Consider the following 14595-nt stretch of genomic DNA (forward strand, 5'->3'; position numbering starts at 1 on the left):
AATGAACAAATGATTGAACGCTATTCAAGACCAGAAATGCGCGCCATCTGGACAGAAGAAAATAAGTATAAGGCATGGCTGGAAGTAGAGATTTTGGCGTGTGAAGCATGGGCAGAGTTAGGGGTTATTCCAAAAGAGGACGTTGAAAAGCTCTGGAAGAACGCTAGTTTTGATGTAAACCGTATTTATGAAATTGAACAAGAGACACGTCATGACGTCGTAGCCTTTACTCGTGCTGTTTCGGAAACGATGGAGGGCGATGAAAAAAAATGGGTTCACTATGGCCTAACCTCTACCGATGTAGTAGATACGGCGCTTGGTTATCTGATTCGCCAAGCTAATGAAATTATTGAAAAGGATATTATGGACTTTCTGGAAATTTTAAAACAGAAAGCGATTGAACACAAAGATACAGTTATGATGGGGCGTACACATGGAGTTCATGCCGAGCCAACTACCTTTGGGTTGAAAATAGCACTATGGTATGAAGAAATGAAGCGTAATTTGGCAAGATTCCGTGCTGCACGTGTGGAAGTAGAAGCGGGCAAAATGTCAGGGGCAGTTGGAACGTATGCGAACATTGATCCATATGTAGAACAGCATGTATGTAAGAAGCTTGGTCTGACAGCAGCTTCTATCTCGACCCAAACCCTACAGCGTGATCGTCATGCAGAGTATATGGCTACACTCGCATTGATCGCTACTTCTTTAGATAAATTTGCTACAGAAATCAGGGGCTTGCAAAAGAGTGAGATTCGTGAAGTGGAAGAGGCATTTGCAAAAGGACAAAAGGGTTCTTCAGCAATGCCACATAAGCGAAACCCAATAGGCTCTGAGAACATCTCTGGACTTTCTCGTGTTATCCGTGGCCATATGCTGTCTGCCTATGAGAATGTGCCGCTATGGCATGAGCGTGATATTTCGCATTCTTCTGTTGAGCGTGTTATTTTACCAGATGCAACACAATTGCTTAACTATATGCTACGTCGCTTTATGAACATCGTGAAGAACCTAACGGTGTTCCCTGAGAATATGAAACGCAACATGGATCGTACCTTTGGATTAATTTATTCACAGCAAGTATTGCTTAAATTAATTGATAAGGGCTTGAGCCGCGAAAAAGCTTACGACACTGTACAACCACGTGCGATGCAAGCTTGGGAGGAGCAGCGTTCGTTTAAAGCGATTATCAGTGAGGATGAAACGGTGAAGGAAATGCTGACCGCAGAAGAGCTGGAGGCATGCTTTGACTATCGTTATCATTTGAAGCATGTGGACACTATTTTTACCCGTTTGGGATTGACTGAAAGTAAGTAATCGTTCTCTTGTAGGAGCAATAACAGCAAAAAATAGGCTTTTCAGAAGCTCATTTCGAGTTCATGAAAAGCCTATTTCCTTTTCTCTTTTTTAAGAAGACGAATCTCTTACATTCGGTTCCTTTTACACTAAATTCTCAGGATTCAAGCCTTGTAGTTCAGGCAAGACGAAGATACCGTCCTTACGAATTAACACGTCATCAAACCAGATTTCTCCCCCACCATACTCAGGGCGTTGGATTTGTACCAAATCCCAGTGGATAGAGGAGCGGTTACCGTTATCAGCAATATCGTAGGCATTACCAGGTGTAAAGTGGAAGCTTCCCGCGATCTTTTCATCGAATAGGATGTCGCCCATTGGCTGTAGGATGTGAGGGTTAAATCCGATTGCAAACTCCCCAATGTAGCGGGCACCTTCATCTGTATCTAAAATTGTATTTAACAAGGCTGTATTACTGCTAGTAGCTTCTACGATCTTACCTTCTTTAAACGTAAGCTTCACGTCTGTAAAGGTCGTACTATGATAATTGGTTTTTGCATTGTAATAAACAGTACCTTCTACGGAATTACGCACAGGAGAGGTATAGCATTCGCCATCTGGAATATTTGCTTTACCATCGCATTTGATAGTTGGAATTCCTTTAATGGAGAATCGTAGATCAGTGTCTGGGCCTACAATGCGCACACGGTCTGTTTTATTCATTAATTCCACTAAGGGGTCCATTGCTTTGGACATTTTCGCATAATCTAGATTGCATACAGAGAAGTAAAAATCTTCAAAGCCTTCCAAGCTCATGTTAGCAGCTTGGGCCATGGCTTTGTTTGGATAACGAAGTACGACCCAGCGTTTATTTGGAACGCGTTCCTTCAGATGGACTGTGCTGTAATAAATTCGAGAATAAAGCCCCATTTTCTCTTCTGGAATATCAGAGTACTCATTTACATTTTCAAAGGCACGTACCCCGATATACGCATCCATATCTTCCATGCGTGCTAATTCATGCTTGGCAAAAAGAGCCATATGCTCTTCGCTTGAGCCCATAATCAAGGAACGCATAATTTCCTGATCCTTTACGGTAACTACTGGAAGGGCTCCTACTGCAAAAGCTTCACGTACCAGCGCTTTAACCAATGCTGGCTGGAGTCCAATATTTTCGATTAGCACCTTTTCCCCTTTTTGTAAATTCAGAGAGTAACGTATTAATCGGCTTGCAAGTTCATTGATGCGTGAATCCATGCTTTAACACCTCTTTTTATAATATGTACAACATGAATATATCATCAAGATGACCCCTTCCTAGAAGCAAGCATCATAGATGCGAAGGACGTCATCGGTTGATAGCGCTCTTGTACTTGGAATGTGGTCAATTCCTCCACCAGTACGAATTGCTTCTCGGGCCAGAACTGGCAAATCGTCGCGTGAAATACCAAAGTCGGACAGGCGTTGAGTAATCCCCATCTGCTGATACCAATGAGCAATCGCCTGAATGGTAGCCTGCGCTGCGTCCTGATCAGATTCAGCCTTTACCCGGAAGCATTCGCGTCCCAAACGTGCGAGTCTTTCAGGACGATCTATTGCTACAAACTGTTCGAAATATGGTAGAGATAGGATAGCAAGTCCACGTCCATGCGACATATCGAAATGTCCGCTTAAAGGATGTTCGATCTTGTGTAGTGGATACCCTGCATTTCGACCTGCTCGGGCAAATGGAGAAATGCCCAATGTGCTTGCCCACAATAAGGTGGAGCGAGCTTCTTCGTTATCAGGCTCCGTCATAGCAACTGTAGAAAATTCAACGACTAAACGAATCAATGCTTCTGTGACGCCATCTTGTACATGAGCGTCATTAGGGCCAACCAAATACTCTTCAAATAAATGCGAAAAGATATCTGCAGAAGACTCGGCTGTAACCCGAGCTGGGACTGTGTAGGTCAGAGATGGATCAAGGATAGCTACTTTAGGGAATAGGGCTGGGCCTGAAAAGGAGCTTTTTTCATGGGTCTCCCAATGAGTTAGTACCGTGATATTGTTAGCTTCAGAGCCTGTTGCTGCCACAGTAGGAATGGTCAGCAAAGGTAGAGCTTCCGTTACGGGAACCAGTTCCTTTGCTGTGTTTTGGGGATTACCACGCAGGTATTCATAGCTGGATCGGCCAGATAGTGCTACAGCAGCAATAGCTTTTGCCGCATCCATGACAGATCCGCCACCAAGTGCGATGACGAAATCGCAGTTTGTTTCGCGGGCAAGCTGTCCTCCGCGGTCTACTGTGGAGGTGCGTGGATTGGGTTCTACTTGATCAAATAGTTGGTACGGTACGTTTGCTTCTTGTAGGAGCTGTTCTACCTTTGCTAATAGTCCTGTTGATTTGGCAGATTGTCCGCCTGTCACCAGCAAAGCTTTTGTTCCTAATGCACGCACTTCTGTGCCGACACGTGCAAGCTCTCCAACTCCGAAGTAGATATGAGTGGGAAATTGAACCTGGAAAGGGTACATGGTACCATCGCCTCTTTTCATTAAAAAACAGTTTCGCGTTCGATAGAAAATCCGAACATAAATCGTGTCTATATTGTACCACAATGGCATTTTGGCAATCTAAACGGAAGTGCAAAGTGTAAAATACGAACAATTGTCGAATATATCCTGTATAATATTCGTTGATTATCTGTTTGGTTTATGTTTTAATCAAGTTGAAAGTGATTTATTGACTAAAACACGCATAAAGCTTGTAGCGGGAGGAGAATTTTTCTTGGAAAAGCGCGAGCAGCTATATGAAGGAAAAGCGAAGCAGGTTTATCTTACTTCAGATCCAGATGTGTATTGGGTGGTTTACAAGGATGACGCCACTGCTTTTAATGGCGAAAAGAAAGGGACAATCGTGAATAAAGGCAGATGGAATAATCAGATTAGCGCGATTTTGTTTAAGGCGTTAACTGAAAAAGGCATTGCCAATCATTTTATCCGCCTGTTATCTGAAACGGAGCAATTGGTTAAAAAGGTCGACATTATCCCGTTAGAAGTAGTTGTGCGTAACATTGCTGCCGGGTCCTTGGCTAAACGTTTGGGATGGGCTGAGGGCGTACCATTAGATGAACCAGTAGTGGAGTTTTATTACAAAAATGATGAACTAGGAGATCCGCTCATTAATAATGATCACATTGCCATTTTAAAAATTGCCACAATACAGGAACTGGCGGTAATAAAAGAAACGGCTTTGCAAGTAAATGAATTTTTACAGGAATATATGGGGGCAAGAGGCGTACTTGTTGTTGATTTTAAATTAGAATTCGGCCGAACCTCAGATGGAGAGGTATTGTTAGCGGATGAAATTTCACCGGATACTTGTCGTTTCTGGGATGCAGAGACGTTGGAGAAGCTGGACAAGGATCGTTTTCGCCGCAACTTAGGGAACGTGGAAGAGGCGTATCAAGAAATGCTGAAACGATTAGGAGGAGAAGTTCATGTGTAAAGCTGTTATCTATGTCACCTTGCGTGAAAGCGTACTAGACCCTCAAGGGCATGCGATACAAGGAGCCCTTCATACCTTAGGATTTCAACAAGTAAAGGATGCCCGCATCGGAAAATATATCGAATTGACGTTAGATACAATTGATCGACAAGCTGCTGAGGAGCAGGTGAAAGAGATGTGTGAAAAGCTATTAGCTAACACTGTCATTGAAGAATACCGCTATGAGCTGGTAGAACTGGTGGAGGGATAAGATGAGAGTAGCTGTTATCGTATTTCCCGGTTCGAATGCAGATGTGGACATGTATAACGCAGTAGAAGATTGCATGCAGGTGCCTGTTGACTACGTGTGGCACACCGAAACAGATTTATCAGCTTACGATGTCATTCTTTTACCAGGAGGTTTTTCCTACGGTGACTATTTGCGCTGTGGTGCAGTAGCCCGCTTCTCACCAGTGATGGAGCAGGTGGTAAGGGCGGCACAGGAGGGTAAATTCATTATGGGAGTCTGCAATGGCTTTCAAATTCTATTAGAAACAGGTTTGTTGCCGGGAGCTATGTTACGGAATACATCGCTTACTTATCGCTGTAAACTATCTACCTTACGTGTAGAAAATAATCAGACTCCATTTACCAATGGATTTGCCAAAGGGGAGCGAATTGAAATCCCGATTGCGCATGGAGAGGGCAACTATTTCTGCGAAGAGGAAACACTAAGAAGGATGCAACAAAACGGGCAGATTGTCTTTCGCTACGATGGGGAAAATCCGAATGGCTCCTTGGATGATATCGCAGGGATTACGAATGAACGCGGAAATGTGCTTGGTATGATGCCGCATCCAGAGCGTGCTGTGCATAGCTGGATGACATCAGCCGACGGTCGTACCATGTTTACCTCAATTCTGAATGCCTGGAGGGAGAAAAACGGTGTCACAACTTACGCATAAGGAACCATCAGCAAGCCGCATTGCAGAAGAACATCTATACCGTGAACTAGGTTTAACAGATGAAGAATATCAAAGCGTTGTTCGCTTGCTAGGCAGGCAGCCAAATTGGACGGAAATCGGGCTATACAGTGTGATGTGGTCGGAGCATTGCTCTTATAAAAACTCCAAACCAGTGCTTCGTCGTTTTCCAACCAAAGGGCCACGTGTTTTGCAAGGGCCGGGTGAAGGAGCAGGAATTGTTGATATCGGTGATAATCAGGCTGTAGTTTTTAAGATCGAAAGCCATAATCATCCTTCAGCTATCGAACCTTATCAGGGAGCAGCAACTGGTGTCGGTGGTATTATCCGCGATGTGTTCTCGATGGGAGCTCGTCCGGTAGCGTTACTGAACTCTCTGCGCTTTGGGGAATTAAAGATGTCTCGGGTCAATTATTTATTTAAAAATGTTGTGGCTGGAATTGCTGGTTACGGTAATTGTATTGGGATACCTACCGTGGGAGGGGAAATCAGCTTTGATCCTACCTATGAAGGAAATCCGCTTGTAAATGCCATGTGCGTGGGATTAATTGATCACGACAAGATTCAAAAGGGTGTAGCTAAAGGAATTGGTAACCCAGTCATATATGTCGGAGCCAGCACTGGTCGGGATGGCATTCATGGTGCTACTTTTGCTTCAGAGGAACTAAGTGAGGAATCAGAGAAAAAACGTCCTGCTGTACAGGTTGGCGATCCGTTTATGGAAAAATTGCTATTGGAGGCTTGTCTTGAATTAATTGAGACAGGTGCAGTGACAGGCATTCAGGATATGGGAGCAGCGGGACTTACTTCTTCAAGCGCGGAAATGGCATCTAAAGCAGGGAACGGAATTGAAATGAATTTAGACCTAGTACCTCAGCGTGAAAAAGGTATGAGCGCTTATGAAATGATGCTCTCCGAATCGCAAGAACGTATGCTGGTAGTCGTAGAAAAGGGAAGAGAGTCAGAGGTTACAGCCATTTTTGAGAAATGGGGTCTCTACTCAGCAGAAATCGGACGCGTAACGGACGATGGCATGCTGCGCCTACTTCATCATGGCGAAATTGTCGCCAATGTACCAGTGGATAGCCTAGCAGAGGATGCACCTGTCTATCATAAGCCATCAAAGGTACCTGCTTATTACGAGCAGAATGCGAATATAGATTCCACGGACTTTGAAATGCCTGCTGACCTAAATCAAACGCTAGTCCAATTGCTAGCACAGCCCACAATTGCTAATAAAGCATGGGTATATGAGCAATATGATCACATTGTTCGCGCCTCAACTGCTGTAACGCCAGGCTCAGACGCAGCAGTGGTCATGATTCGCGGAACTCGTAAGGCTCTGGCTATGAGTACGGATTGTAATGGGCGATATGTTTACCTTGATCCAGAAGTAGGTGGAGCAATAGCGGTTGCCGAATCGGCACGAAACGTGGTTTGTTCAGGGGCTGAGCCCTTAGCTATCACAGATTGCCTGAACTTTGGAAATCCAGAGAAACCAGAGGTTTTCTGGCAATTCGAGAAAGCAGTGGATGGGATGAGTGCCGCTTGCAATGCCTTGTCTACCCCTGTCATCGGCGGGAATGTTTCCCTTTATAACGAACGTAGTGGTGAGGCTATTTACCCAACACCAGTAGTCGGAATGGTTGGACTCATTACAGACGTGGACCATATTACAACTCAGGATTTTAAACAAGAGGGAGACGTCATTTTATTATTGGGTCAAACTCACGCAGAAGTAGGAGGCTCCGAGTATCAAAAGCTACTGACAGGCAAAATCTCCGGTCGCCCTCCACAAATTGATTTAGAAAAGGAAGCAAATGTTCAAAAAGTAGTGCTATCTGCAATTCGGGCAGGGTATATACAATCGGCTCACGATTTGGCAGAGGGCGGATTGGCTGTCGCTATTGCTGAGGGCTGCTTCGGAAAAGAGATTGGAGCAACGATTGAACTAACTGACGACTTGCGAGCTGATCTAGCGCTATTCAGTGAATCACAATCACGTATTCTAGTGAGCACGACTCAGGACAATGTTAATCAGATGAAACGACTAGCAGCAGAGCAGGGAGTGGCTTGCCAAGTGCTTGGCACAACAGGATTAGATCATTTGGTTATCACTCATCAGGGCAAAGAAATCGTGAATGCATCACTTACTCGCCTAAAATCAGCATGGAAGGATGCGATACCATGTTTGATCCAATAATGTGGGATAAATTAAATGAAGAGTGCGGTGTTTTTGGAATATACAATCACAAGGAGGCAGCCCCGCTTACTTATTTGGGGCTGCATGCTCTTCAACACCGAGGTCAGGAGAGCGCCGGAATCTGTTCCTCTGACGGGGAAAAATGGTATAAGCATCGCGGAATGGGATTAGTAAGTGAAGCATTTGGGCAAGGCGAATTAGCAAAGTTCCAAGGGCATTTAGCTATTGGACATACACGTTATACGACACAAGGCTCAAGTAGGATTGAAAATGCGCAACCTTTATTTTTTAACTATGCACAAGGTAGCATGGCTGTAGCTCACAATGGAAATTTAGTAAACGCAGGAGTTATTCGCAAGGAACTGGAGAAAAAAGGTTCTATTTTTCAAACAACCAGCGATACAGAAGTGATTGCGCATCTTATAGCCCGTTCAGCGAAGCAGGATTTACCTTCCGCGGTTATGGAAGCCTTGCAGGAAATTAAAGGCGCTTATGCGCTGTTGGTCATGAACGAGGATCAATTAATTGTTGCGCTTGATCCAAATGGCTTACGTCCATTGTCGCTTGGAACATTGGGTGAAGCGGTTATCGTTGCTTCAGAAACATGCGCTTTTGATATTGTAGGAGGTTCCTATTGGCGTGAGATTGAGCCAGGCGAGTTATTGATTATTGATCAGCATGGTATTCAATCACAGCGATTTGCACCGAAAATAAATCGTACATTATGTACGTTTGAATATATTTATTTTGCACGACCGGATAGTGACATTGATGGGATTAATGTACACATGGCTCGTAAACGACTTGGGAAGCAATTAGCTTATGAAGCGCCAGCAGAAGGTGATGTAGTTATCGGGGTACCCGACTCCAGTACTTCAGCGGCGATTGGTTTTGCTGAAGCGACAGGTATTCCTTATGAAATCGGGTTTATTAAAAACCGTTATGTGGGTCGCACCTTTATTCAGCCTTCTCAAGAACTGCGTGAGCGTGGAGTGCACATGAAGCTCTCGGTGGTTCGTAAAGTTGTAGAAGGAAAACGAGTGATCATGATAGATGATTCGATTGTGCGAGGAACGACAAGTAGTCGTATTGTGCAGATGCTAAGAGACGCGGGAGCTATCGAAGTACATGTTCGAATCAGTTCGCCACCAGTAAAAAATCCGTGTTTTTATGGCATTGATACATCATCCTTTGATGAGCTGATCGCTTCGAATAAATCGGTTGAAGAGATTCGTCAGTACATTGGAGCGGATTCTTTACTCTTTATGACACCAAAGGGCATGGTAGATGCTATTGGGCGTGTAGACAGCGATAACGCACCGGATCGTGGGCATTGTTTAGCATGCTTTACAGGTAGATACCCGACAGAGGTTAACTTCGAGGAAGCCTTGCCAATCACGAAATGCTAAAAGGGAGCGATTACAGATGAGTCAAGCATATAAAGAAGCTGGTGTTGATATCGCTGCTGGAAATGAAGCGGTTGAGCGAATGAAAAAACACGTTACACGCACGTTTCGGCCTGAGGTGATGAGTGGACTCGGTGGTTTTGGCGCCTTATTTCGTCTAAATGTAGCAGAGTACAAGCAACCCGTGCTTGTATCTGGAACAGATGGTGTTGGGACTAAGCTAAAGCTCGCCTTTCAAATGGATCATCATGATACAATTGGAATTGATGCGGTAGCGATGTGTGTCAATGATGTTGTGGTGCAAGGCGCTGAGCCTTTATATTTCTTAGATTATGTTGCATGTGATAGGGTAATCCCTACGAAGCTGGAGTCCATTGTAAAGGGAATCGCAGACGGATGTGAGCAAGCAGGCTGTGCTCTCATAGGCGGAGAAACGGCCGAGATGCCGGGGATGTATGCAGACGGTGAATATGATATCGCGGGTTTTACGGTTGGAGTGGTTGAGGAATCCAAAATAATTGATGGAAGTAAAATTCAAGCAGGGGATATTTTAATTGGCATTGCTTCGAGTGGTGTTCATAGTAATGGCTTTTCCTTAGTACGAAAGGTATTGCTTCAGGATGCCGGGTTTTCGTTGCACGACAAAGTAGAAGGCTTTGAAAAAAGCTTAGGTGAGGTCTTACTTACTCCTACAAAGATTTATGTTAAACCAATCCTCTCCTTACTAAAACAGGTTGAAGTGAAAGGAATGGCTCATATTACAGGCGGTGGATTTACAGAGAACATTCCCCGAATGCTGCCAAACGGACTGCAAGCCTCCATTACATTAGGAAGTTGGCCGATATTGCCAATTTTCGAATTGATCGAAAAAACAGGCAATATCAACCAGCAGGATATGTTCCTGACTTTTAATATGGGAATTGGAATGGTGCTTGCAGTGGCCAAGAATGATGCTGAACATGTAGTAAACATGCTTCAGGAGGCTGGAGAAGAAGCGTATCTGATTGGAAAGGTACAGCAAGGAGATAGCGGTGTTGTCTATGTGGAAGGGGAGCATCAATGAGGATAGCGGTGTTTGCTTCTGGAAGCGGATCTAATTTTGAAGCGATTGTGCAAGCAACTCGAGATGGACGCCTTCCCTTTGTAGAGGTAGCTCTGTTAGTCTGTGATCAAGCTCAAGCTTATGCGATTAAGAGAGCAGAGCGTCTTGGCATCCCTGTATTTTTGTTTTCAGCCAAAGATTATGTGTCTAAGGAAGCATTTGAACAAGAGATTTTGGTTCAATTAAAGCAAGAAGAAATTGATTTTATTGTACTAGCTGGCTATATGCGATTGATAGGGAATGTATTGCTTACCAGCTACCAGGGGCGAATGATCAATCTACATCCATCTTTATTACCGGCATTCCCGGGAAAAGATGCTATTAAAAAAGCATGGGAATATGGAGTAAAAGTGATGGGTGCGACTGTTCATTTTGTTGACGAGGGAATGGATACAGGTCCCATCATTGATCAGGAAGTTATTTTTGTTCATAAGGAAGATACCGAAGAAAGCTTGCAGCAAAAGATACATGAGGTAGAGCATAGGCTGTTAATTCGTGTGTTACAGGGTCTTAGCGAAGAAGCCCAGTTAGGAATAGAAGGTAAGGGGAATCTAAACTAATTAAACAGCGAGGCAAGCAACATAAGTAAAGCGTTCTCCTTCTGGATGAAGGAAAACGCTTTTTCGCGTTTCATCTCAGCAAGGCGAGAAACGACCCCAAACACCCAAAAGTATCATTCCACGACTTTCTCACTCACCAACTACTTGCCCTATTCATACGATAAAGCAAGTGGGCACGCACACAAGGAGGCGAACAACTGGAATGGCAGATATCGTATCCAATTTGCTTAGCAAGCTTAGTGAGCGAACAGGAAGAGAGTGGAGCATTCATGACATATATCGATTGGCGCAAAAACTACCTGAAGTAAATAGTAAAAATATAACTTCAGTGCTAAATGAGATATCTGACATGGGATTGAACGTGTCCCAAGAGGCACGTGATAAGGTATTAAGTAAAGTCAAAAACAAGGATTACACCGGTATTAAAAATGAAGTGCTAAATCATCCTGTTGAAGAGTTGGAATTACCTATCGAATGTAGTCTGGATAAAAAAGAGAAAAAAGCAAAGAACAAATCAAGTAAAAGAACAAAAGAAGAATATGCAAAGGTATCTTTGCATAAAAAATCAAACAAAAGGTCTAAAAGTCTCTATCATAGTCTTAAAAAACTAAGCAATAAAAAAGGGAAAAAGAAGCGTGTATAAAATTAAAGAAAACCGTACAGCCCATATGGGAGGTACGGTTATTCCCAGCAACATTTCCTATAACGTATCCATTACCTCAGATAAGTTCTCTGCTGAATGCGCAACATGAGAAACAGCTTGATTCATTTCTTCAATGACGCGTGAAAAAGTGACAAGCTCTTGTTCAATCAGGTTGCTGCGTTCCTTACTAATACTGACAGCTTTTTGGATATTGGCAAAAAAGCAGGTGATTTCGCTCATCGAAGACGTAGAGGATACAATCAATTCTTCTACACGGTCGAGAAGCGAAGACACTCTGGAGGTTTGATTATGTGTTTGCTCAATCAATTGAGTTACACCAGAAACCGACTTTTTCGTTTGTTCCGCGAGCTTGCGCACCTCATCTGCAACAACAGCAAAGCCTCTCCCTTGTTCACCAGCACGCGCTGCCTCGATGGCCGCATTTAAGGCGAGGAGATTGGTTTGCTCGGCGATACCCGTTACTACACTAACGATGCCTCGAATTTGCTCTGAAGTATTTTCTAGAGCTTTCATTTCAACGGAGATTTCTCTCATACTAGACTGAAGCAGATCAAATTGGCTAACTTGCTCGTCAAGCTTGGTGGTACCATCTATGGACAAATTTTGTGCTTCAATAGAAGAAGCTGTTCCTTGCTTCGCATGAATCACAAATTCCCCAGCCTGGGCACTCAGCTCCTCAACAGAAGCGCTAGTTTCCTCAGAGATTGCAGCTAATTCCTGAGCAGATTGATTGACTTTTTCTCGGACAATCACTTTCTTATCTTCTTCTAAGCTACGTAAACGGTTGATCTCATCCTGGTACGCCTCCAGCACGATTTGTTGTTCGATATTTAATAACTTGGTAATGGCTTTTACTGATTTATGGTAATCAGATTTACTGTCTATATGTATGTCTAGCATATTAAATAACGAGATGGATAAATCCTGAAAGGCACATAAATACCATTTTGGTAGCAAACCAATTTTAACATGAGCGATTGCAATGCGCTTACGCTGTTGTAGGAAGTTCTCATCTATAATGCCGTTAAACAATTGTAAAATATGAGTACGCAGTGTTGATTTTAAACGGTCAATAGAGCTGTGGCGTTCAATGATAACCATCAAAGAAGGCTCGTGCTTTAGATTCTTGTAAAATTGCTCTACCATCTCATCGATATGCTGTTCAACGAGTGGCTGAAGACACCTGGCAATTCGAAGATCGGATTCGGAAAGTTGAATCATTTCCAATTGTTTCACGACATCGGAATGTTTTGACACGTTTAGAGATACATTCTTGGCATGCGCTTGCTCATCTAGTGAGAACGCTTTCTTGCTGTGGTTAGAACCAAAAAATGCGGAAAAAGGTTTTGCGCACATGAAATACCCCCCGGAATAATGAGACAGCAGTTTTTGATCTGATTGTCCGTTGCAATCTCTTTTGATTGTAATATATATATTATAAAGTAAGTGACCCCCATCATATAGAACGATACTAGTTGCTATATAAAAATAATATATCCACTAGTTATATCGGTTCCTTTTTTGTAAAAAGTAAGGTGTTTATACAGTTTCAGTATTTTATTTGTAAATAAGAATGTCAAGTGGTCGTGAGGTGAGAACAGTGAACTCGTTTTGGCGATTTATTGCTTCCTATTTTGTTGCCACATTGATATGGGTGCTGATGTGGAATAACGCTGAGGGAATGGTACCTTCTATACAAGTAGCATGGTTTACCATCGGTGTTGTAGTTGGATCTTTGTTAATCATGAATGTAAAAAACTCATCTCCAAGAAACCAACAAATCCTTTATCTGTTACTCGGATGGCTGAGTATTTATGCAACCATTCATTTATTCGAATGGAAGGTAAAGATGATAACCATGGCCTTTTGATGGCAAAGAAAAATCTGTTAGCATTTTTTGGATTTCTTTTTTTGCTTATCAATTACAAGGGCGAGGAAGGTTAGAACAGAGCTGATGATGCTAAGTATAGCAGCCCAAAATGCTAAATTATCTGACGAAACACCAAGATTCACTAAATCGGATGTCGCTGGCATGATTCCTCCTCCTCTCTGACGACTTAGTAATCAGTTTATGTTGGCATGCGTGACAAGGGACTAGGCAGGTATCTGCACTGTAGATTAGGATGTAGAAAAACGTGATTGAGCCATATCATGTATAAGTGATGAGTCGTACACATGATTTCCGAAAATGCTTTGTTGGGCGGCTTGGTACATGCTATAGGCTACTTCTTCGGCAGGGATAGCACGATATGTTGCTAAGGGGCCAATCAACAAAGGAGAGAGCAAAGGAACAAGCTTACCTGCCAAATGTTCGGAAATTCGATACTCATCACGTTTACCTAGTAATAAGGAAGGACGAAAGAACAAGGCAGTAGGCAATTGTAGATTTGCAATATCTCGTTCCAGCTTCCCTTTTATTTGATTGTAAAAGAAAAGCGAGTGTACATTAGCACCTAGAGCAGAAACCAATAGAAATTTTTCAGCACCTTGTTGTTTAGCTAGGAGTGCCATAGCCAGTGGATATTCATAGTCAACTTGCTCAAATTGTTTCTTACTTTTGGCCTTCTTTCGTGTGGTGCCAAGACAGCAATAGATATCCGTACATGAGAAAAGAGAGGCGTATTGATCCAGATTTTCAAAAGAAAGAACAGCTTGTTCGAGTTTCGGATGATCAATGGATAGCGCCTTTCGCCCAACCGCATAAATACGCTCGTATTCGGGAGCTTCTAATAAAAAAGTGAGTAAATGTCCTCCTACCAGTCCGCTTGCGCCCGCAAGAAGGGCTGTTTTCTTTTGGAGCATGTCAACAATCCTTTCTGACTTCTTCAATCTTTCTTATTATCTCCTATTTTTGCCAGAAAAAAAAGAACATTATGATAGAAGGTAATTATAAAGTAAATAAAAGGTAATAGGCT

The 14595-nt window shown here is 43.1% G+C and carries 15 protein-coding genes; 10 read left to right on the forward strand and 5 right to left on the reverse strand.

Features of this window, described 5'->3' with window-relative positions; genetic code table 11:
* Positions 1-9 precede the first annotated feature (9 nt).
* Positions 10-1317 carry an adenylosuccinate lyase gene (gene purB, locus O0550_RS11790; RefSeq protein ID WP_258426392.1) on the forward strand — a complete coding sequence of 436 codons (1308 nt, stop codon included), beginning with the start codon at positions 10-12 and terminating at the stop codon, positions 1315-1317.
* 123 nt (positions 1318-1440) lie between these two features.
* On the opposite strand, the gene O0550_RS11795 is transcribed toward purB, so the two are convergent.
* Together O0550_RS11795 and O0550_RS11800 are read right to left on the reverse strand one after the other, a co-directional pair.
* The gene (locus O0550_RS11795; RefSeq protein ID WP_003335703.1) at positions 1441-2553 is read right to left on the reverse strand and encodes an aminopeptidase; all 1113 of its coding nucleotides are present in this window, start codon (positions 2551-2553) and stop codon (positions 1441-1443) included.
* A gap of 60 nt (positions 2554-2613) precedes the next feature.
* The gene (locus O0550_RS11800; protein ID WP_258426393.1) at positions 2614-3810 is read right to left on the reverse strand and encodes an iron-containing alcohol dehydrogenase; all 1197 of its coding nucleotides are present in this window, start codon (positions 3808-3810) and stop codon (positions 2614-2616) included.
* 253 nt (positions 3811-4063) lie between these two features.
* On the opposite strand from O0550_RS11800, the gene purC reads away from it, so the two are divergent.
* The 8 genes from purC (at position 4064) to O0550_RS11840 (ending at position 11659) form a co-directional block, all read left to right on the forward strand.
* Entirely contained in the window at positions 4064-4783 is a 720-nt protein-coding gene (gene purC, locus O0550_RS11805; RefSeq protein ID WP_004432844.1) for a phosphoribosylaminoimidazolesuccinocarboxamide synthase, read from the forward strand.
* Positions 4776-5033: a phosphoribosylformylglycinamidine synthase subunit PurS gene (gene purS / locus O0550_RS11810; protein WP_003335700.1), complete on the forward strand. Its 258-nt coding sequence runs from the start codon at positions 4776-4778 to the stop codon at positions 5031-5033. Before purC ends, purS begins: the two co-directional genes overlap by 8 nt.
* A gap of 1 nt (position 5034) precedes the next feature.
* A complete protein-coding gene (gene purQ, locus O0550_RS11815; RefSeq protein WP_022584232.1) occupies positions 5035-5727 on the forward strand; it encodes a phosphoribosylformylglycinamidine synthase subunit PurQ in 693 nt (230 codons plus the stop codon).
* Positions 5708-7948, forward strand: a complete 2241-nt coding sequence (gene purL, locus O0550_RS11820; RefSeq protein ID WP_309304379.1) for a phosphoribosylformylglycinamidine synthase subunit PurL — start codon at positions 5708-5710, stop codon at positions 7946-7948. Before purQ ends, purL begins: the two co-directional genes overlap by 20 nt.
* Positions 7933-9357, forward strand: coding sequence for an amidophosphoribosyltransferase (gene purF, locus O0550_RS11825; RefSeq protein ID WP_035318751.1), 1425 nt, complete (start codon positions 7933-7935; stop codon positions 9355-9357). The genes purL and purF overlap by 16 nt, the downstream gene beginning before the upstream one ends.
* 16 nt (positions 9358-9373) lie before the next feature.
* Positions 9374-10417, forward strand: coding sequence for a phosphoribosylformylglycinamidine cyclo-ligase (purM, locus tag O0550_RS11830; protein ID WP_258426395.1), 1044 nt, complete (start codon positions 9374-9376; stop codon positions 10415-10417).
* The gene (purN, locus tag O0550_RS11835) at positions 10414-11016 is read left to right on the forward strand and encodes a phosphoribosylglycinamide formyltransferase (RefSeq protein ID WP_003335694.1); all 603 of its coding nucleotides are present in this window, start codon (positions 10414-10416) and stop codon (positions 11014-11016) included. The genes purM and purN overlap by 4 nt, the downstream gene beginning before the upstream one ends.
* A gap of 202 nt (positions 11017-11218) precedes the next feature.
* Entirely contained in the window at positions 11219-11659 is a 441-nt protein-coding gene (locus O0550_RS11840; protein ID WP_004432830.1) for a hypothetical protein, read from the forward strand.
* A gap of 57 nt (positions 11660-11716) precedes the next feature.
* On the opposite strand, the gene O0550_RS11845 is transcribed toward O0550_RS11840, so the two are convergent.
* Positions 11717-13036 carry a globin-coupled sensor protein gene (locus O0550_RS11845; RefSeq protein WP_022584227.1) on the reverse strand — a complete coding sequence of 440 codons (1320 nt, stop codon included), beginning with the start codon at positions 13034-13036 and terminating at the stop codon, positions 11717-11719.
* A gap of 235 nt (positions 13037-13271) precedes the next feature.
* Here O0550_RS11845 and O0550_RS11850 point away from each other — a divergent pair, with 235 nt between their 5' ends.
* Entirely contained in the window at positions 13272-13550 is a 279-nt protein-coding gene (locus O0550_RS11850) for a hypothetical protein (RefSeq protein WP_138976968.1), read from the forward strand.
* A 17-nt stretch (positions 13551-13567) separates the two neighbouring features.
* On the opposite strand, the gene O0550_RS11855 is transcribed toward O0550_RS11850, so the two are convergent.
* Entirely contained in the window at positions 13568-13714 is a 147-nt protein-coding gene (locus tag O0550_RS11855; protein ID WP_003335690.1) for a hypothetical protein, read from the reverse strand.
* A gap of 84 nt (positions 13715-13798) precedes the next feature.
* Positions 13799-14509: an NAD-dependent epimerase/dehydratase family protein gene (locus tag O0550_RS11860; protein WP_258426396.1), complete on the reverse strand. Its 711-nt coding sequence runs from the start codon at positions 14507-14509 to the stop codon at positions 13799-13801.
* Positions 14510-14595: the final 86 nt, after the last annotated feature.

The sequence above is a fragment of the Brevibacillus halotolerans genome (assembly GCF_026891775.1).
GTDB classification, from domain to species: Bacteria; Bacillota; Bacilli; order Brevibacillales; family Brevibacillaceae; genus Brevibacillus_B; species Brevibacillus_B halotolerans.